16 protein-coding genes are annotated in these 19,461 nt (G+C 53.2%); 7 read left to right on the top strand and 9 right to left on the bottom strand.

Annotated features, from left to right (window positions below):
* Positions 1-20: 20 nt before the first annotated feature.
* From B5D39_RS10350 to B5D39_RS10320, 7 genes are all read left to right on the top strand, one after another.
* A complete protein-coding gene (locus B5D39_RS10350) occupies positions 21-2,492 on the top strand; it encodes a methyl-accepting chemotaxis protein (protein WP_078790396.1) in 2,472 nt (823 codons plus the stop codon).
* Between the two features lie 31 nt (positions 2,493-2,523).
* Positions 2,524-2,892: a response regulator gene (locus B5D39_RS10345; protein ID WP_161947480.1), complete on the top strand. Its 369-nt coding sequence runs from the start codon at positions 2,524-2,526 to the stop codon at positions 2,890-2,892.
* 5 nt (positions 2,893-2,897) lie between these two features.
* Positions 2,898-3,770 carry a CheR family methyltransferase gene (locus B5D39_RS10340; protein ID WP_078790394.1) on the top strand — a complete coding sequence of 291 codons (873 nt, stop codon included), beginning with the start codon at positions 2,898-2,900 and terminating at the stop codon, positions 3,768-3,770.
* 4 nt (positions 3,771-3,774) lie between these two features.
* Complete coding sequence (locus tag B5D39_RS10335) at positions 3,775-4,839, top strand: protein-glutamate methylesterase/protein-glutamine glutaminase (protein ID WP_078790393.1); 1,065 nt, start codon at positions 3,775-3,777, stop codon at positions 4,837-4,839.
* A gap of 30 nt (positions 4,840-4,869) precedes the next feature.
* On the top strand, positions 4,870-6,123 hold the full coding sequence (locus B5D39_RS10330; RefSeq protein ID WP_279627309.1) for an EAL and HDOD domain-containing protein: 1,254 nt from the start codon (positions 4,870-4,872) through the stop codon (positions 6,121-6,123).
* Between the two features lie 117 nt (positions 6,124-6,240).
* Positions 6,241-6,999: a 3-deoxy-manno-octulosonate cytidylyltransferase gene (gene kdsB, locus B5D39_RS10325; protein ID WP_078790391.1), complete on the top strand. Its 759-nt coding sequence runs from the start codon at positions 6,241-6,243 to the stop codon at positions 6,997-6,999.
* A gap of 38 nt (positions 7,000-7,037) precedes the next feature.
* Positions 7,038-8,645, top strand: a complete 1,608-nt coding sequence (locus tag B5D39_RS10320; protein ID WP_078790390.1) for a CTP synthase — start codon at positions 7,038-7,040, stop codon at positions 8,643-8,645.
* 74 nt (positions 8,646-8,719) lie between these two features.
* On the opposite strand, the gene B5D39_RS10315 is transcribed toward B5D39_RS10320, so the two are convergent.
* The 9 genes from B5D39_RS10315 to fabG form a co-directional block, all read right to left on the bottom strand.
* A complete protein-coding gene (locus B5D39_RS10315; protein WP_161947479.1) occupies positions 8,720-11,356 on the bottom strand; it encodes an ATP-binding protein in 2,637 nt (878 codons plus the stop codon).
* A 161-nt stretch (positions 11,357-11,517) separates the two neighbouring features.
* The gene (locus tag B5D39_RS10310; RefSeq protein WP_078790388.1) at positions 11,518-11,784 is read right to left on the bottom strand and encodes a hypothetical protein; all 267 of its coding nucleotides are present in this window, start codon (positions 11,782-11,784) and stop codon (positions 11,518-11,520) included.
* A gap of 3 nt (positions 11,785-11,787) precedes the next feature.
* On the bottom strand, positions 11,788-14,307 hold the full coding sequence (locus B5D39_RS10305; protein ID WP_078790387.1) for an MMPL family transporter: 2,520 nt from the start codon (positions 14,305-14,307) through the stop codon (positions 11,788-11,790).
* 3 nt (positions 14,308-14,310) lie between these two features.
* Complete coding sequence (locus B5D39_RS10300; protein WP_078790386.1) at positions 14,311-15,003, bottom strand: lipoprotein insertase outer membrane protein LolB; 693 nt, start codon at positions 15,001-15,003, stop codon at positions 14,311-14,313.
* Positions 15,004-15,005: 2 nt separating this feature from the next.
* Positions 15,006-15,617, bottom strand: coding sequence for a LolA family protein (locus B5D39_RS10295; RefSeq protein WP_078790385.1), 612 nt, complete (start codon positions 15,615-15,617; stop codon positions 15,006-15,008).
* Positions 15,614-16,009, bottom strand: a complete 396-nt coding sequence (locus B5D39_RS10290; protein WP_244161386.1) for a 3-hydroxyacyl-ACP dehydratase FabZ family protein — start codon at positions 16,007-16,009, stop codon at positions 15,614-15,616. Before B5D39_RS10290 ends, B5D39_RS10295 begins: the two co-directional genes overlap by 4 nt.
* Positions 15,993-17,039: a beta-ketoacyl synthase N-terminal-like domain-containing protein gene (locus tag B5D39_RS10285; protein WP_078790384.1), complete on the bottom strand. Its 1,047-nt coding sequence runs from the start codon at positions 17,037-17,039 to the stop codon at positions 15,993-15,995. Before B5D39_RS10285 ends, B5D39_RS10290 begins: the two co-directional genes overlap by 17 nt.
* On the bottom strand, positions 17,039-18,268 hold the full coding sequence (locus tag B5D39_RS10280) for a beta-ketoacyl-[acyl-carrier-protein] synthase family protein (RefSeq protein WP_078790383.1): 1,230 nt from the start codon (positions 18,266-18,268) through the stop codon (positions 17,039-17,041). The genes B5D39_RS10285 and B5D39_RS10280 overlap by 1 nt, the downstream gene beginning before the upstream one ends.
* Complete coding sequence (gene fabG, locus B5D39_RS10275) at positions 18,265-19,011, bottom strand: 3-oxoacyl-ACP reductase FabG (RefSeq protein ID WP_139366750.1); 747 nt, start codon at positions 19,009-19,011, stop codon at positions 18,265-18,267. The genes B5D39_RS10280 and fabG overlap by 4 nt, the downstream gene beginning before the upstream one ends.
* Positions 19,012-19,461: the final 450 nt, after the last annotated feature.

Below are 19,461 nucleotides of genomic sequence, written 5' to 3'. Positions count from 1 at the left end.
TACGCAAGGATGGAGGCGGCATGTTCTGGCGGTCACTGAAAACCAATACCAGGCTTCTGATCATCAATAATCTGGTTGTTATCTGTATTATCGGTGCATTGACAACCCTGACTATGTACTCTGTCTTTGTACAGATTGAGAAACTGGCTATTGCCAACCAGGAAAGCAGGATGGCGACCCTGCAGGAGCTGTTAGGGCAAAAAGGGACCACGTTTTCTGTTGTAGATAACAAGCTGCTGATCGGTTCCTATCAGATCAATAACAATTTTGAAATTCCTGATAAGGTCAAACAACTGACCGGCGGTACTGCCACCATTTTTATGGGAGACACCCGAGTCTCCACTAATGTACTGACCAAAGAGGGCAAACGGGCCATCGGCACCACCCTTCAGGGCAAGGCACGTGATGCTATTTTCAAAGACAACAAAGCGTTTCACGGTAAAACCAAGATTCTTGACACCACCTATTACACTGCTTATGAACCGATTAGGGATAACGCGGGAAAAACCATTGGCGTGCTGTACGTTGGTATCAAACAGAGCGAGTTTTTTGCCCCTTTCATCGGCCTCACCATCAAACTGGGAGTTGCGGCCCTGGCCCTAATCATTATCTGTGCCATCCTGATGTCACTTAGTCTACGCCGTTTTTTTGGGCGTTATCTTGGGGATGATCCGGTTAGAATCAGTGAAATCGCCAATCAGATCTCGCAGGGAAACCTCTCGGCTGCCCTGGATACACAAAAGGCACCTGACGGTAGCATCATCGCCTCCATGGCAGGTATGGTAACAGCAATCAAGGCACTGGTGACCGATGCCAACCTATTGTCTGAAGCTGCCATTGCCGGTAAACTAGCCACCCGCGCTGATGCCACCAGACATAAGGGGGACTTCCATGCCATTGTCGCCGGTGTTAACGGCACTCTGGACGCCGTAATAGGTCCGTTGAATGTAGCCGCCAACTATGTAGACCGAATCTCTAAAGGAGACATCCCACCCCATATTACAGACAGCTATAATGGTGACTTTAACGACATTAAGAACAACCTGAACGGTTGCATCGACGCAATCACCCATCTGGTAGCCGATGCCAATATGCTTGCCAAGGCAGCTGTAGAGGGTAAACTATCAACTCGGGCCGATGCCTCTAAACATCAAGGCGATTTCCACACCATTGTTGCCGGAGTAAATACGACCCTGGATGCGGTGATCGGTCCGTTACAAGTTGCTGCAGATCATCTCAACCGCATCGCCAAAGGAGATATTCCACCCCGCATCACCGACAACTACAACGGCGATTTCAATGAGATAAAAAACAATCTGAACCTCTGTATTGGTGCTGTTAATGCCCTGGTGGCGGATGCCAATCGACTTTCCGACGCTGCCATTGCCGGCAAGCTGGCCACCCGCGCTGATGTATCCAAACATCACGGTGATTTTCAAAAGATTGTAGCTGGAGTGAATGAAACCCTTGACGCCGTTATCGGCCCCCTGAATGTAGCTGCCGAATATGTTGACCGCATCTCCAAGGGTGATATGCCCAAACTCATCACCGACAACTACAATGGTGATTTTAATGACATCAAAACCAATCTGAATGTCCTGATTGAGGCGCTTCACTCCATCACTGCCAATGCCAAACAGGTAGCCCAGGGAAACCTGATGGTAGAGCTACGAAAGCGTAGCGACAAAGATGAGCTGATGGAATCTCTAGCTAATATGGTGGACAAGTTGAAGGAGATTGTACGGGAAGTGCAGGCAGCAGCCGATGGTGTTGCCACCGGTGGTCAGCAGCTTTCCGCTACGGCTCAGACCCTGTCACAAGGGGCAACTAAACAGGCAGCCAGCGCAGAAGAGATCTCCTCATCCATGGAGGAGATGTCCTCCAGCATCAAGCAGAATGCCGACAACGCATCCCAGACCGAGAAGATCTCCAACAAATCAGCCACCGATGCCCGTGAAGGCGGCAAGGCGGTTAACGAAACCGTGGCAGCCATGAAAGAGATCGCCACCAAGATCAGCATTATTGAAGAGATCGCACGGCAGACCAACCTGCTGGCCCTGAACGCCGCCATTGAGGCAGCCCGGGCCGGTGAGCATGGCAAAGGCTTTGCCGTGGTTGCCTCTGAAGTCCGTAAACTGGCTGAGCGTAGCCAGACCGCAGCCGGTGAGATCAGCGAACTGTCAGGTCGCAGTGTCCAGGTGGCCGAAGCTGCCGGCCAGATGCTGACCGCCATTCTGCCGGATATCCAGCGTACGGCCGAGCTGGTGCAGGAGATATCAGCTTCCAGTAAAGAGCAGGATGCCGGAGCAGATCAGATCAACCGCGCCATTCAGCAGCTTGATCAGGTTATCCAGCAGAACGCCTCGGCAGCTGAAGAGATGGCCTCCACCACCGAAGAGCTGGCTGGACAGGCAGAGCAGCTGAAGAGCACCATCGCATTCTTCAGCCTGAACAGCACGCGGCAACGGGCCTTAGCCTACCATCCAGCATGATGAACTGCGCTACTCACAGGAGACAGACAGCGTGAAAACGATCCTGCTGATAGATGATTCAAAGCCCCAGCTGCTCAGCGCAAAGTTCACGCTGCAGCATGGTGGCTACCGGGTTGAAACGGTTTCAGACCCGATGACCGCCCTTGATCGAATCAAAGAGCTGCAGCCGGACCTGATCATTACCGATGTCAACATGCCGGGCAAGGATGGCATTACCATTGTCCGGGAAGTGCGTCAATTAGCACCGTTTTCCACCACGCCGCTGTTGGTAATGAGTACTGATTCACAGAAACATCTGCTGGAACAGGCCCGGACTGCCGGTGCCAGTGGCTGGCTCTTGAAACCGGTCAAGCAGGAAGATCTGCTTGCAACGGTAAAAAAACTGCTGTCCCTGGAGTAAACCTGATGAACAACGACAGCGGTCCTGCAACATCACAACTCTGCAGCATGCGGAACAAGGAGTTTGAGCAGTTCAGCGCCTTGATCTACGACGAGGTGGGGATCAAGATGCCCCCTGCCAAGAAGACCATGCTGGAGGCCCGGCTGCAAAAACGCCTGAAAGCGCTGGGTATGCACAGTTTTCAGGAATATTCTGACTTTATTTTTTCTCCAGCAGGCCGTGATCAGGAAATCATCCACCTGATTGATGTGGTCACCACTAACAAGACCGATTTTTTCCGTGAACCGCAGCATTTTGATTTTCTGGTGCGGGAGACGATCCCCACCATGCGGCAGATCAGGGGAGCTGGCGACAGCCCCTTGAACCCCTTTCGCATCTGGTCTGCCGGTTGCTCAACCGGTGAAGAGCCCTACACCATGGCAATGGTATTAAGCGATTATGCCGCTGCCAACCAGGGCTTCAAGTTCTCAATTTTGGCCTCGGATATCTGTACCCAGGTGATTCAGAAGGCCTCTTCAGCGATCTATGGTGAAGACAGAACCGATACCATTCCGCTCTCCATGAAAAAGAAATACCTGTTGCGTAGTAAAGACCGCAGCAAAGGACTGGTCAGGATTGCACCGGAACTACGCAGCAACGTCAGCTTTAAGCGGGTAAACTTCATGGATGAGAAGTTCGGCATTCAGGAACACCAGGATGCAATTTTCTGCCGGAATGTGGTGATCTATTTTGACAAACCAACCCAGGCGGCACTGATGAAAAAATTCCACCGTCAGCTGGTAACTGGAGGCTATCTGTTTATCGGCCACTCAGAAACCCTGAACGGCCTGGACGTACCTTTTACCCAGGTTGCCAATACCGTCTACCGCAAGGACTAAAACCATGTCTAACAAGATAAAAGTTCTGATTGTTGACGACTCTGCACTGGTGCGCCAGGCCTTGTCAGAAATCCTGTCCAGTGATCCTGGGATAGAAGTGATTGGCATGGCCCAGGACCCGATTGTGGCGGTCCAGAAGATTTCAGAACAGGTACCGGATGTGATTACCCTTGATGTGGAGATGCCACGCATGGATGGCATCACCTTTCTGCAGAAACTAATGTCCCAGCACCCGATTCCGGTGGTGATGTGTTCCAGCCTGGCAGAAAGTGGCAGTGAAACCGCTCTGAAGGCCCTGGAATACGGGGCTGTGGATATCATCACCAAGCCCAAAATGGGTACCAAACAATTTATTGAAGAATCCCGCATCCGTATCTGTGACAGCATCAAGGCGGCAGCAGCAGCCCGGATCAAGCCACAGCGAGCCATCCGCGAGGTAAGCCCCAAATACACCGCCGACGTCATCATGGAGGCACCAAATGCCAATGCCATGATTATGACCACAGAAAAGATCGTAGCGGTTGGCGCTTCCACCGGGGGGACCGAGGCGCTTTCCGTCTTCCTGCAGATGCTGCCGGAAGACACCCCCGGTATCGTGATTGTCCAGCATATGCCGGAAAACTTTACCGCAGCCTTTGCCAAGCGCCTGAACAGCATCTGCAAGGTGACGGTAAAAGAGGCGGAAAACAATGATTCGGTGGTGCGCGGCCATGTGCTGATAGCACCGGGCAACAAACATACCCTGCTCAAGCGAAGCGGAGCCCGTTACTATGTTGAGGTCAAAGACGGCCCGCTGGTTTCCCGCCACCGCCCTTCCGTGGATGTACTGTTCCGTTCAGCTGCCCGTTATGCAGGAAAGAATGCGGTGGGGGTGATCCTGACCGGGATGGGAGACGACGGTGCCCACGGCATGAAGGAGATGCACGATGCCGGTGCGAAGACCATTGCCCAGGACGAGGCCACCTGCGTAGTCTTTGGCATGCCCAATGAAGCCATCAAAAAAGGCGGTGTTGATAAAATAATGCCGCTTGAAAAAATTGCAGCTGAAACCCTGAAATTGTGTCTGTAATCACCTGTTTTTATGGTATACGGTATGGCCATGGAACCTGAACTCAAATTTTTTATCGGCCGCCAACCGATCCTGGATGTGAAACAGCAGATCTTTGGCTATGAACTACTGTTTCGGGCAGCCAGCCACCATACAACTGCCCAGTTTGAAAGTCAGGCCCAAGCATCGGCATCAGTCATCTCCAGTGCCCTGTCAGACTTTGGTCTGCAGGATGTATTGGGGGACAAGTTTGGATTTCTGAACATTACCGCCGGTGTGCTGCATTCAGAAATGCTTGAGCTACTGCCAATCGAGCAATCTGTCCTTGAAATACTTGAAAATATTGATCTTGATGACAACGTCCGTCTTCGCTGCAGTGAATTAAAGTCAATGGGCTTCAAGATTGCCTTGGATGACCACGTTTATGCGCCTGAACATTCTGCCTTTTACAAAATGGTGGATATTATCAAGGTGGATATCATGGCCACCAATCCGCTTGAACTGCCTGCCATTGCGGCAAATCTGCGTAAATACCCGGTACAATTGCTGGCAGAACGGGTCGAAACCGTAGAGGTATTTAATCAGTGCCTGGAATACGGCTTTGAGCTGTTTCAGGGCTACTTCTTTGAACGCCCGGTCATTATCGGCCAAAAACGGATTGACCCTTCCGGTATCGCCATGATGAAGCTGCTGCAGCAGTTAAATGAGGACTGGGATATTGATGAGGTTGAGGACACCTTTCGGGAAAATCCCAGCCTGACCTTTAACCTGTTGAAGCTGGTTAATTCCGTTATGATCGGCCTGCGGGAAAAGATCAAAAACATCCGCCACGCCATCATGATTCTGGGGATCAACCACCTGCGACGCTGGGTACAACTGGCCCTGTTTGCCGGTAAAGATGATCGCGGCCTGAACTCCCCTTTGCTTGAAATGGCTGCCGTGCGGGGGCGGTTGATGGAACTGCTGATGATGCAGCGCACCGGCCAGAGCCGTACCAGCGACCTGGTTGAAACCGCCTTCCTGACCGGCATCCTCTCCCTGCTGGATGCCCTCTACGAAACCCCCATGGAACATGTTGTGGAGAGCCTGAACCTGTCAGAAGATATGGCAGATGCCTTGTTACGACGGGAAGGTCAGCTGGGACAATTACTGGAATTGGCTGAAAAACTTGAAAAAACTGACTTTGTAACCGTACAGAAGCTGCTTGACTCCTTATCCATCAGTCTTGATCAACTGCTTGCAGCCCAACTGGATGCCTTTAACTGGCGTAACAGTATTGTACAGGGACAACGCCGCTCCTCCTGAGATCTTGACAGTCCTGCTGCTTGAGAGTATTTTCCATCTTTGCTTTTTAGGAGCTACAGCATACATTTTCTGTTTTTTGCCGCTGCCCCTTAACCCTTTTCCCCTGGAAGTATGACCATGCATATTGTTGCCATCATTCCCGCCCGTTACGGATCAACCCGTTTCCCCGGCAAGGCCCTGGCCGACCTGGCCGGAAAGCCGATGATCCAGCATGTCTACGAGCAGACATTAAAATCCTCACTGGTCTCGCGGGCAATTGTTGCCACCGATGACCGCAGGATTGCCGACGTCATCAACCAGATCGGTGGCGAGGCGATTATGACCTCCACAGCCCACGAAACCGGTACCGATCGTCTGGCAGAGGTGGCCCACGGGCTTGAGGCTGATATCATTGTCAACGTGCAGGGCGATGAACCTTTGATCGAGCCTGCCATGATCGATCAGGCCATAGAACCGTTTTTGAACAACCCAGACTTGAAGATGGGCACACTCAAAAGTCGCGTTAAGTGTCTGCATGACTTTCTCTCTCCCAACGTCGTCAAGGTGGTAACTGACAACAATGGCTATGCACTCTACTTCTCCCGCTCTCCCCTCCCCTTTTTCCGGGATAAATGGCAGGATCTGAAGGACGAAGCCTTTGCATCAGGCCGCCTGCTCTGCTTCAAGCATGTAGGACTGTACGTTTTTCAACGTGATTTTCTGCTTGAATATGCTGCCATGCCCCAGACCTTTCTTGAACTTTCAGAAAAACTGGAGCAGCTACGGGCCTTGGAAAACGGTGTCAGGATCAAAGTTGTGGAAACTGAATTTGAATCACTGGGAGTTGATACCCCTGAAGACCTGAACAAGGCTAAAGAACGGATAAAACAAGGATAACCATGACTGCACGAGCAAAAGATCAGGAGTCTCTTTCCATGAAAACCAAGTTTATCTTTATCACCGGTGGCGTTGTATCATCCATCGGTAAAGGTCTGGCAGCTGCATCCCTCGGGGCGTTGCTTGAATCACGGGGCCTGCGGGTTACCATGCAGAAGCTGGACCCTTACATCAACGTTGACCCCGGCACCATGTCTCCCTTCCAGCATGGCGAGGTGTTTGTGACCGATGACGGCGCAGAGACCGACCTTGACCTGGGACACTACGAACGCTACACCTCTGCCCGGCTTTCCAAGAAAAGTAACTTCACCACCGGTCAGGTTTATTTTTCTGTTATCGAAAAGGAACGCCGTGGTGACTACCTGGGTGGCACCGTGCAGGTCATCCCCCATATCACCGACGAGATCAAGAGCAAGATAGTTGAAAACGCCAAAGGTGCTGATGTGGCCATTGTTGAAGTGGGCGGCACCGTGGGCGATATTGAATCGCTGCCGTTCCTTGAAGCGATCCGTCAGTTCCGTTTTGATCGTGGAGCAGGTAACACCCTGTATGTGCATGTGACCCTGGTGCCGTACATCCGCACTGCCGGTGAGATGAAGACGAAACCGACCCAACACTCGGTCATGGAGCTGCGCAAGATCGGTATCCAGCCGGATATCCTGCTCTGCCGCTGTGATCGTGAACTGCCCCAGGATATGAAGAAGAAGATCTCCCTGTTCTGTAACGTTGAAGAAAGTTGCGTGATTCCGTCTGTAGACTCTGAACATATCTATGCCGTACCCCTGGCGCTGAACAAAGAGCGGCTGGATGAGCAGGTGGTTGAAAAGCTGAATATCTGGACCAAACAGCCTGATCTGACCCCCTGGCAGGATGTGGTTGAAACCCTGCGCCACCCAAGCCATGGCGAAGTACGGATTGCCATTGTGGGTAAGTATGTCAACCTGACCGAATCCTATAAATCCCTGGCAGAGGCGCTGACCCACGGCGGCATTGCCAATGACTGTCGTGTCTACCTCAAGTATGTGGATGCAGAGAAAATTGAAGAAAGCGGTGTAGAAGGCTGGCTGGATGATGTGGATGGCGTGCTGGTGCCTGGTGGCTTTGGTGAGCGTGGCACAGAAGGCAAGGTTCTGGCCATTGAATATGCCCGCAGCAAACAGATCCCGTTCTTTGGCATCTGTCTGGGGATGCAGATGGCGGCAATTGAATTTGCCCGTAATGTCTGTGGTCTGAAAAAGGCGAACTCCACAGAATTTAAGAATGACTGCAAAGAGCCGGTTATCCACCTGATGGAAGAACAAAAGACCGTCAACAAAAAGGGTGGCACCATGCGCTTAGGGGCTTGCCCTTGTACGGTCACCAAAGGGACCAAGGCCTTTGATGCCTACAATGAAACCGACATATCTGAACGGCACCGCCACCGCTATGAATTTAACAACAGTTTCCGCGAGATGATGACCACTAAAGGGCTGGTGCTTTCAGGCATCAACCAGCAGAAAGACCTGGTTGAGATCATTGAACTGCCGGATCATCCCTGGTTCCTGGCCTGTCAGTTCCACCCGGAATTCAAATCAAAACCGCTGGTACCCCATCCGCTTTTCAGGGCGTTTATCGGCGCCTCACTGGTGCATCGTAACAAGCGCTAGAAACACCCCTCAAAAAGAAAAGGACAGGCTCATACGGCCTGTCCTTTTCTTTCTATTCCTATCCCATCAACTGATCAGATCGAAGTCACTCTCTGCAGTTCTTCAGCTAAAACCTGCATATCCACCGGTTTTGAGACATAGCCATCAAACCCTTCAGCCAAAAACCGCTCGCGATCACCATGTATCGCATGGGCAGTCATGGCAATAATCGGTGTATGCCCCCCCATTTTTTGTTCCTGCTCCCGCATGGTTGCTGCCGCCAGATGCCCATCCATAACCGGCATCTGAATATCCATCAACACACAGTGAACAGCAGAAGCATGCCATTTTTCCAGGGCTTCACGTCCATTGGATGCGACATTAACGTCATGGCCCATCCGCCTGAGCATGGCGATGATGGTATCGGCATTCATCTTGTTATCTTCAGCAAGCAGAACCTTTAACGATCGCATGGCACCCGGTAAAACCTGACAAGCAGGCGTCAGACTCTCTTCGCCAGTATAGGGCTGAATAACAAAAGGCAACTCCACAAAAAAAGTTGACCCCTTGCCGTAAATTGACTCAGCCCAGATACGTCCTCCCATTAAATCGGTAAGACGTCTACAGATGGAAAGCCCAAGACCACTACCGCCGTAGATGCGGGTGGTTGAGCTGTCAGCCTGCTCAAAGGAGTTGAATATTCTTTCCAGGGCTTCAGCAGTCATACCGATGCCAGTATCACGCACCATAAGCCTAAAGACGCAGCTAGGCTCTGTTTTTGAAACAACCATCCCTGTAACGGTTATACTGCCTGCTTCCGTAAATTTGATGGCATTCCCCAACAGATTAAGCAGGATCTGCTTAAACCGCAGAGAGTCACCCAGTACAAGCTCCGGCAGCTGCTCATCAAGATCAGCAACAAGCTGCAGGCCTTTCTGCTCAATTCGGGCAGCCTGATTGGCCAACACCTCATGGATACAGCGTTGCAGGGAAAAGGCAGCAGATTCCAGCTCCAGCCTGCCTGACTCAATCTTTGAGAGATCAAGAATATCGTTAATCAGTTCAAGCAGGTTTTTGCAGGAAAGCTCCAGGTTATCCAGATACTCTTCCTGCTCCTGGGTAGGCTGTGTATAACGAAGCAACTGTGCCATACCGATCACACCGTTCATCGGCGTACGGATTTCATGGCTCATATTGGCCAGAAATTCACTTTTAGCCCGGCTGGCTGCTTCAGCAGAATGACGCGCTTCCAACAGCTCATCCTGATACTGTTTAAGCGTTGTAATATCCCTAAGAATACCGACAGCATGCCAGGCCCCATCCAGAAAAACGGCAGACAACGAAAGCGAAACAGACAGTTCATGACCATCCTTATGGATCGCAGACAGCTCAAGGGTTTTACCAACAGCATGCCCGCGACCGGTCTGCGCAAAAACCGAAAAAGCCACTTGGAACGCCTGATGAAAGCGCAAGGGGACCAACAGCTGGTGCAGGTCTTTTCCTAATGCTTCCTCTGCCTGATAACCAAGGATCGTCTCAGCTGCAGGATTCCAGAAAGAGATCGCCCCGCAGGAGTTCATCATAATAATGGCATCCTGGGCAGAATCAGTGATACTCCGTAAACGGACCTCACTCTCTCGGATAACCTGTTCACGCTCCATAAGCTGCCGGGCCATGACATCAAAACTTTGGGCCAGTCCCCCCAACTCTCCTCCGGAAACAGCACTGGCTATTGAAACCTGCATATCGCCTTTTGCAAGACGTTGTGAGGCATTTTGCAACAACATAATACGATCAACAATGGACCGCTTACCAACCAGATAGGCAAGAAAAAATGCTCCAAATAGAAATGAGGCAAAAAGAGCAATGCTTTTTAGCATGGCCTGATCAGCTGCAGCTAGGGTGGATTGCACCGGCACACCAACCCGCACATACATATACGGATCAACTTCACCCTGGAGACGAAGCTTACGATAGCTGATAAAACGGTCATCACCGAATGAGGATCCGCCCCTGTAAGAGTGTTCATCCGGCCCTGCCAGCATCTTGTTAAATGCGTCTTCAGGGTATTTTTTGCCTATGATTTTTTCCGGTTGCAGGGCACGATGCATAATCACACCGGCATGATCAAGCAGCAAAAAGTTTGTCCCTTCTGGCAAGGGGCTATTTTTAAGAACCGAAGAATAGCTATCCAGCCTGAAAGCAACCACAATAACGCCAGCGAGCTTGCCTGCTGTATCACGGTACGGATAGGCAAAATGAAAGACCGGCTTGTTGGCCATGCTTTTACTAACCACATATTCGCCGGACGAAAGACGCCCGGTGGAGATGGCATTCTTGAAGTAGCGCCGGTCATTAAGCATGGCAGGCGGAGGAGGCATAAAAACAGCGGCCCAGGTCTTACCGCTCAGGTCAGTCACCAAAATATTGGCGTACTGGGGATTAAGTTCATTCAACGTATGCAAAAGGGGTTGGACTTTAGCCTTATTCTGCTGCTGCACCTCCGGCATCTGAGCAAGAGTCACCAGCAATTGCTCGGCAGCTGCAGCCGTGTTTTTCTGTTCAGAAGAGATCCGTTCAGCAACCAACTGCGTAAGCTGATAAGCATCATCAACAACATTATTACGCTGATGCACACCTGAGTGCACGATAACCACAATGGCAGGCAGAGAAATGATCAGTGTGATCAAAACCAGTTGTGTACGAATTGACAATGCAAAAAACTGCTTCATCAGTAACTCCATCATCGTATGCCCTATACCAGACAGAGCAATTTTCTCTTCTCAAATACAAGGTAAAGCGCACACACCCTACCCTCTTCCTCAAGGGCGAGGGGGATTTTCTGGAGATTGGTGTTAATCAGGATCTATCTTTTAACAGCGTCGCGGATCTCTTACCCTGCCTTTTTTGCCCCTTGTTTAATCTCTGTACCGGCCTGTTTAAACCCTGCCTTGGTATCTTTACCAGCCTTTTTAAAGGCTTCTTTGGTTTCCTTACCAGCTTTTTTCGAGTCCTGCTTGATGGTCTTGCCTGCCTGTTTGAATGCTTCCTTAGTCTCACGGCCGGATTGTTTTACCTCTTCAACAACCTGGTTGGCCCGGACCGGAACCACCAGACAGACAAGCAGCACAACATGACAAAGCATTGAAAAACGTAACATGATCTACCTCCTTAAACAAGCCAATCGTACTGTTGCCGGTACCAGCAGCAGGGCTGCTAGAGCGGTGAAACCGATCCCGAAGTTGGTGGCCCAGCCGATGGATGACATAGCACCGTAATCAGTAAAGGCCAAAGAACCAAAACCGGCAACCGTGGTCAGGGCAGACAGTAGCACCGAACGGGCTGCCTGGATAAAATTCTGTTCCTGCTGATCCGGTGAACCTTCAGCGCAGCGGTGCTGCAGATGCAGGCCATAGTCACTACCCATGCCGATAATGGTTACCAGCACCATGATGTTCATGAAGTTCAGCTTCATCCCCACCAGCGCCATGGTGCCCAGCATGGCCACAGCACCGAACAGCACCGGCCCCAGAGATGAGATAATCCCGCTAGCGCTCTTAAAGTGCGACAACAGCAACAGCAACGTCAGAATCCCTCCAAAAGCAATCCCATTAACGGCGCTCCTGCGTACCGCTGCCAGCAGTTCCTGACTGACCAGATCAGTACCGGTGACCCGTGCGGTGGGCACAGCCTTTTGCAATTCCTGCACAAAACCGGCCTGATCAAGCTGGCCAGCTTTGAAATAGAGATAGGTCAAGGCATGCCAGCCGGTACGGTCATGCACCAGGTGGCGATCCACTACCCCCCGCAAGGGCGATGCTGTCAGCTGTGCAATAATCACTGATTCATCCAGTACAGAGGTCAGGCTACCAGCCCTGAGTTTATTCAGGTACAACTCAAATGATGCCGTACTAAACCCTTTGTTTTTCAAACTTTTCTCAATCTGATCAGCTTGCACATGAGCACCCTGCAATTGGGTAACAAGCTGCTGTTGATCTTCCCGACGGTTCATGATCTGGCCCAGGCTGGACCAGGCCTGCAACCTGCCCTCTGTTGCAAGGCGCGCTGCCAATGCCTCCACAGCCAGATTCTGCTGCATCACAGCAGCCTGGGTTGCTCCATCCAAAGCCACCAGTAGACTTTTAGGGGCCAGATTCAGGTGCTGCTCCACCAGTTCCTGGGCATGAAAAGCCTCGGAATGCTGGGGCTGCAGGTTCTTCAGCTCACCATCAAACGAGGTCTGCAGACTAAGCAGCAGGAAGAGCAGTACCAACAGACCAGAGCCCCACAGCAACGGCCGTGGCCATTGACCGGCCACGCGCCAGAGCCTGCCTAAACCCAGGCCAGGCAGGGGCCGGTACTGACGATCAGGCGAATCGATTTTCCGCAACAGAATCGGCATCAGAAACAGGGTGGCATACAAGGAAAAGATCACTCCTAGCCCCACCAGAATCCCCAGTTCTGACAAGGCCCGCACCTCTGCCCAGCCAAGGGCCAGAAACGGCAGTGCCGTGGTCATAGTGGCGGTAAACAGCCCCTGACCAGTATCAACCACAGCCAGGCTGATGGCCTGATCAGTTGTGGCACCGGCAACCCGTTCAGTGTGAAAACGATCATAGAGATGGATTGAATAGTCAGTGCCCAGGCCGATGATCAAGGCCATGAAGGCGAAGGAGATAATATGAATGCTGTTGAGAAACAGTCCTGCTGTGCCCAGTGCCAGCAGCACCCCTACGGCCAAGATAACCGGGATCATCAAGGTTGGCCAGATCCGGCGATAGACCGCGTAAAAGATCCCCAGCACCACCACCAGCGAAGAAAGGATACAGGAGAGGATATTGGACTTCATGGCTGCTTCGTCAATCACGGCGCTGATATGGGCACCGGCGCAGGAGATCTTGACCTGTGACCTGCTGCGGGCCTGATTAATGCCTGCCACCAGCTTGCGGGCAAAGGCCATTTCCTGCACCGGCTTGACCGGCTCGGCGATCATGATCAGCACCCGGCCATCCCGTGACAGAAAATAGGGGGATGCCGGATCCATATCCAGGGCCTGGCTGCCTGCCTTGAGGCGGGGCAGGATCAAGGTACGCAGCCCCAATGGATCAGCAAGGGAGAACCCTACACCACTGGCGCCGATGGAACCGGCCAGTTCTGCGGTCAGTTGATCCAGCGCCTGATTAACAGCCTGAGGGGTGAAGCGTTCCAGCAGAGCCGGGCTGTCTTTAAGCGGTACAAAGGCTGCTGGATGGGCCGCGCTGAACGCCACCAGATCAGCAAAACGCTGGGCTTCCGATTCTTCATAGATCCGGTAGACCACCCGCTTGAAGGCTGGCGCACCATCCACCTGCAGGCTACGCAACCGTTCTGCCAAGCGGGATGCCTCAGCAGGCAGGGCTGCAGGCTCTCCCTCCAGCAGAAAGTAAGCCTCGTTTGCACCACCGGACCATTCCAGCGAATCAAGCAGTAGACGCATTGCAGGACGATCTGCAGGAAACAGACGGAAGATATCAGTCTCAAAATGGATCGTAAACAGTGAGGCAAGGGATACCAGCACCAACAGCAGCAATGAGGCGATAACCAGACGGGGTGATCTGCAGGTCACCTGATCGATCCAGCCAAGGTGACGGACAGTCAGACGGTTGGCCTGATCAAGCAGGCCGTTGAAACCCGGCAGGTTCATGGATCAGCGGGCCTTCAGCTGGGACAGGGGAAACAGCCGCAGACCTTGTAACGGTACGTTAAACATCGGTTCTTCAAGTTCTGTATTCACCTCTGGCTCTTCCAGTACAAGGCGAATCCGGTCACCTTCGGCGCTCTCCATCTGCAGCTCAAGGGGTAGCCGCACACCGGCCAGCACGGTATGGTTGCGGTAGCGGACCTGCTCACCGGATTTCAGGCTTTTTTCAAGCACCAGACCATTCTTGATGGTGATCTGCTCCTGACCTCCCTGGCTGGCCTGCTGCTCAACCACGCCGGAAGCAGGGGCACCAATGGGCGGCTCAGAATCCAACACCCAGCGCAACATGGCAAAACCGCGTTGACCGGTTGCAGGGGGAAGATCCTTGATCTGGCCCTGATAGGCAACCCCATCAGCCGGATAGGTCAGGGTCAGACGCTCACCTGCTAACTGCGCCTCCATGACGGTGGTGCCAAAGGGAGAGAGCAGGATCAGACGCATCTGATCCGGACGACGATAGACCATGAAACCACGACCGGAGATATTTTTTTCACCGGTACGCAGGGAAAGGGTCACGCTGGAACTCAGGGTCTCAACCACCCTGCCCGGTACAACCTGGGAATTGTCGGTAAAAAGAGGTTTTGTGGCACAGGCCGAAAGCAGGGCAGACAGTATAATCAGTACGCAGAAACGGAACATGACTACTCCAGACGGAAATCAGCCTCGGTCAGGCCGACATTTTTACGGGTCTTGCGAAAGGTCATGGTGGTTTTATCCCCCCCCCGCTCCTCCAGCACCAGCTTGCGCACCGTGCCATCATCATGCAGCACAACCGTCAACTCCTTCAGCTGTCCATTTTTGGCCGGTCTGATGGTCACGCTGGTCTGGCTATTGTTCTGCTCTGCCCGCACCTCCATCCCCTCAGGCACGGCAGTAACCGGCTTTGCCAATGTGGCAAACCAGCGGGACAACCCCTGCTCCGGCGGCAGCACAATCCGCTGCAGTTCACCTTGTGTGCCCAGGCGCTGTTGCAGCACCGTATCTTTCAGCAGCACCTTGCTACTGTAGGGTGGCACCAGCTCCATAAAAAAACGGTCTGGCTTTTTGAAACGGATCTGCCCCTGCATAACCAGCTTCTTCTTCATGATTGAGAGCTGTTTTTCCTGGGTCAGGTCAGCGGTAAAGTCCTGCATCCCGCTAAACGAGCGGCGCAGCGCCTCCAACCCCTCCACCGGCGTCAGGCTGCGGGCCTGTACCGGCAGGGCTGCGGTCAGTATCAGAAGAACAAACAAAAACGATAGCAACGATTTCATAACGATCCAATCCCAAGCGTCAGGGTGACATGTAGCAGTTCTTCATCCTCCACCCGTACCTGACCTTCAATCAAGTGCAGACGACCAAAGGATTTGATGATCCGGGCCGTAACCTCCAGGGTCTCGCCAAGCTGCGGAGCGCGACCAAAACGGGCCTGATCAACAGCAGCCAGAAAACCACCCTCCCCCTGCTGCCCTGCTGCCGCAATCCCGGAAAGCTGTGCAACCGCCTCAACCAGCAGGGTCTGGGGATAGGCCTGCAGAGAGGCGCTTGTCCGATAACGGGCGCGGGCAAAGCTGCCCGGTTGTTGTTCCAGCACCCGATCCAGCATGATAAAGGGATACCGGTGGGGCAGATATGCGGTGGGATCAGGATTAAGCAGGGTCGCCACCAATCACTGAAATGGCATAGTAGGGGCCTTCCGGCGAGGCAGCCAGCTGCAGCCCCTGCTCACCAGGCTGCAATGAAGCGGTCAACAGCCCCAGCACCGCACCCCCCATGGCCAGAGAGCTACCGATAATCCGGCTTGGATAGCGGATCGATGTTGCCTCAACCGTGCCAAGCAATGGCTGAACAGCTAGTTCTGGACCGGAGAAGAACAGTTGGTCACAACGCTTTTGTTCCTGCAGCAAGTGCTTGATCCCCTGTTGTTCTGAACCAGGCAGCAGAAAACCAACCGTGCTGATTGCGGTCAGCTGCGCAGCAATAGCAGCGCCGCGTTCACGGGCATGTTCAGCCCGTTCCAGCACCAGTATGCCGCAGCCCTCGCCAAAACCAGAGGCAAAACGGGTCAACTGCCCGGTAACAGCAAAGCCGCGAATCATCTGGGGGGTCAGCTCATCCACACCGCCAGCCAGCATGATATCGGCCCGGCCTTCTTCTATAAAGCGGCAGGCTGCCAGGATGGCGGATTCTGCCGAGCAAAAACGTTGAATAAAGGTGATGTTGGGGCCTTGCAGACCGTATTCAATAGAGGCGTTGCTGGCAGCAGCATTGGCAACGGTATTGGGAAACAGTACCGGCGACAGGCCTGGCACACCAGCCTGATAATAGCCGCTTAAAAACTCAGAGGCATTGGCAATGCCACCAAAGCCGGAACCCAGGGCAATCCCGATCCGGTCTGATTGGAAAGAACCCTTGACAATCCCGGCATCGGCCAACGCCATACCAACAGCGGCAACCGCAAACTGACTGGCACGATCAAACTTGCGAGCCTTGAGCGGCGGAATAAAGTCGGTTGCCTTGAACTGATCAGCCCTGCCCCAGCAGTGACCGGTTGTACCAGCAACCAGATCATCAGGAATCGGCTTCAGACAACTGGTGCCACTGCTCAGCGCCTCAAGCGCAGGTTTGCTACCGATCCCTGCAGCAGATATGACAGCAGTGCCGGTGATTGCAATGGCCGGTTCAAAGCGATCCATCAGCAGACCTCCTGCTGCAGAGCTGCAGAGCCCAGCACAATTGAGGTAACATTGCCACCAAAAGCAAAGGAGTTGGACAGGGCGATCCGGGTATCAGTGGCCCGGCTGCCAGCATGGCCGTAATCAAGATCACACTCAGGGTCAACACCTCTAAAATGCAGGGTCTGCGGAATGATACCGGCATTCAGGACCAGCACGGTTGCCACCGCCTCAATGGCACCGGCAGCCCCCAGACAGTGGCCGGTTATGGCCTTGGTGGAGATCAGCGGTACCTTGCCAGCACGTTCGCCAAAGAGCAGTTTGACTGCATTGGATTCACCCACATCATTCAGCGGCGTACCGGTGCCATGGGCATTGATCCAGCCGACCTGACCATGCTCAACGCCAGCAGCAGACAAGGCAGCGTTCATGACCCTGGCAGCGGATTCACCGCCTGGCTCCGGCGCAGTCATATGGTGGGCCTCACCCACCAGGGCATAGCCCAACAGATAGCCCAGGATCTGCGCTCCACGACCACGGGCAGCCTGTTCATCCTCTAACACCAGAAAGGCAGCCCCCTCTCCCAGAGACAGACCCTGACGACCGGCACTAAACGGGGCGCAGGGGTTGGGATCAACCACCTTAAGGGCATTGAAACCGGCAAAGGTCAACATGGCCAGCGCATCGGCCCCGCCGCACAGCATGGCCTGCTGGCGACCGCTGCGGATCAGGTCCGCTGCCCAGCCAATGGCAGTACCGGAGGAGGAACAGGCCGTGGTAATACTGCCCTGATAGCCGGCAAAACCAAAGGCATGGGCCAGGGCTGTGGTACTGCTATCAGGCAGCAGAGTCCGCAGCAGACCGGGCCGGGCAGGTTTCTTGGACAACTCACCCTGCAGCCACTCTTCAGCATGCAGCATGCCGCCAACCCCGCCACCAATACAGACACCGATCTGGTAGGGATCATAGCAGCCGGTGATTGCGCTCATGGTGACAGCTTCGCGGGCAGCAATCAGGGCAAGTTGATCAGTACGGGAGAGGTGGGTTGTCTGACGTTGGGTAAAATACTCTGCAGGGTTATATCCTTTGACCTGGCAACCGATTTGAGCTGGAAACTGCGACACATCAAACAGATCAAGGGGTGCAATGCCGCTTTTGCCCTGCAGAATCGCCTCCTGAAAGGCAGGAATCGTCTTGGCAGCACCGTTAATGGTGCCCAGACCGGTGATGGCGATCCGCTTGGGGCTCACAGAATGCCTCCATCAACCACCAGGCACTGCCCGGTGATGTAGACAGCTTTGGATGAGGCCAGAAACGCAATTGCCTCGGCAACCTCTTCCGGTTGGCCGATCCGGCCCAGTGCAGATGATTTCACAATCCGCTCCACCTGATCCTGCTTCAACTCGGCGGTCATATCGGTCTCAATCAGCCCGGCTGCCACGGCATTAACCCGAATCCCCATCGGCCCCAGCTCACGGGCAAGGGATTTGGTAAAGCTGATGGCCGCACCCTTAGAGGCGGCGTAGTTAGTCTGCCCGGCAGCGCCGGCTATGCCGGAGATTGAGGAGACAGTGATGATGGCTCCGCTGCGGCGGGCCAGCATCTTGCGGATACCCCACTTGCTGCAGTGAAACAGGGGGGACAGGTTGGTGCGCAGCACCGCATCCCAGTCATCCTCAGCCATCATGGCCAGAAAGCCATCGCGGATAATCCCGGCATTGTTGACCAGAACATCCAGATACCCGCCTGCTACAGTGGCCGCATCAATCAAGGCGGTTGCCCCGGCGCTGGTACTGACATCGGCCTTGATCGTAGTGATGCTGCCCGGTAAATCTACAGCATCCAGACGCAGCTTATCTGCAGCTTCATCGTTATTCAGGTAGGCAGCAAAGACCGTGGCACCTGTAGCAGCAAAGCGCAGGGATACTGCCCGGCCAATGCCACGGGTACCGCCGGTAACCACCACAACTTTATCCTTAAATTCCAGTTCCATAGCGAACAAACACCTCAATCAGAAACCTGAAAAACAGTTGCCACAGAGGACACAGAGTTCTCAGAGAAAAACAAAATCAGATACACCAAACAACCTGCTACCCTTTGGGCGACACACAAAAAACTTTTTTTTGAAATTCTCTGTGTTCTCTGTGAACTTGTATGTTCAGCGTGTAGCATCTAATGTTCTTTCAAGTAGCCAGGGAATGACAGCTTGATCGTGTTTTGGGACACCAAGCCCGTCACAGAGCGTAAGGCGTCATTCCCTTCCTCCCAATAGCCCGAACAGTTGACTGGGGACCATCTGGATCCCGCATTCTGCAAGAACGGGAAAGGAGAAAGACTATGGGAAAGAATCTGTTTATCGGCATTGATGTTTCTAAAGCTATTCTTGATGTTGGTGTCATTCCAACAGAAGAAGTAAAACGTTTCACCAATGATGCTGATGGTT

The organism is Trichlorobacter thiogenes, from assembly GCF_900167465.1.
In the GTDB taxonomy this organism is placed as follows: domain Bacteria; phylum Desulfobacterota; class Desulfuromonadia; order Geobacterales; family Pseudopelobacteraceae; genus Trichlorobacter; species Trichlorobacter thiogenes.
The sequence above is the reverse complement of the archived record's forward strand: the minus strand, read 5'-3'. Positions and strand labels throughout refer to the sequence as shown.

What these genes read in the sequence shown, in the direction of transcription:
- B5D39_RS10320 (WP_078790390.1), top strand. Translation starts at nt 7,038, where the DNA reads ATGAAAACCAAGTTTATCTTTATCACCGGTGGCGTTGTATCATCCATC.
- B5D39_RS10310 (WP_078790388.1), bottom strand. Translation starts at nt 11,784, where the DNA reads ATGTTACGTTTTTCAATGCTTTGTCATGTTGTGCTGCTTGTCTGTCTG.
- B5D39_RS10335 (WP_078790393.1), top strand. Translation starts at nt 3,775, where the DNA reads ATGTCTAACAAGATAAAAGTTCTGATTGTTGACGACTCTGCACTGGTG.
- kdsB (WP_078790391.1), top strand. Translation starts at nt 6,241, where the DNA reads ATGCATATTGTTGCCATCATTCCCGCCCGTTACGGATCAACCCGTTTC.
- fabG (WP_139366750.1), bottom strand. Translation starts at nt 19,011, where the DNA reads ATGGAACTGGAATTTAAGGATAAAGTTGTGGTGGTTACCGGCGGTACC.
- B5D39_RS10315 (WP_161947479.1), bottom strand. Translation starts at nt 11,356, where the DNA reads ATGAAGCAGTTTTTTGCATTGTCAATTCGTACACAACTGGTTTTGATC.
- B5D39_RS10295 (WP_078790385.1), bottom strand. Translation starts at nt 15,617, where the DNA reads ATGAAATCGTTGCTATCGTTTTTGTTTGTTCTTCTGATACTGACCGCA.
- B5D39_RS10285 (WP_078790384.1), bottom strand. Translation starts at nt 17,039, where the DNA reads ATGGATCGCTTTGAACCGGCCATTGCAATCACCGGCACTGCTGTCATA.
- B5D39_RS10305 (WP_078790387.1), bottom strand. Translation starts at nt 14,307, where the DNA reads ATGAACCTGCCGGGTTTCAACGGCCTGCTTGATCAGGCCAACCGTCTG.
- B5D39_RS10300 (WP_078790386.1), bottom strand. Translation starts at nt 15,003, where the DNA reads ATGTTCCGTTTCTGCGTACTGATTATACTGTCTGCCCTGCTTTCGGCC.
- B5D39_RS10340 (WP_078790394.1), top strand. Translation starts at nt 2,898, where the DNA reads ATGAACAACGACAGCGGTCCTGCAACATCACAACTCTGCAGCATGCGG.
- B5D39_RS10350 (WP_078790396.1), top strand. Translation starts at nt 21, where the DNA reads ATGTTCTGGCGGTCACTGAAAACCAATACCAGGCTTCTGATCATCAAT.
- B5D39_RS10330 (WP_279627309.1), top strand. Translation starts at nt 4,870, where the DNA reads ATGGAACCTGAACTCAAATTTTTTATCGGCCGCCAACCGATCCTGGAT.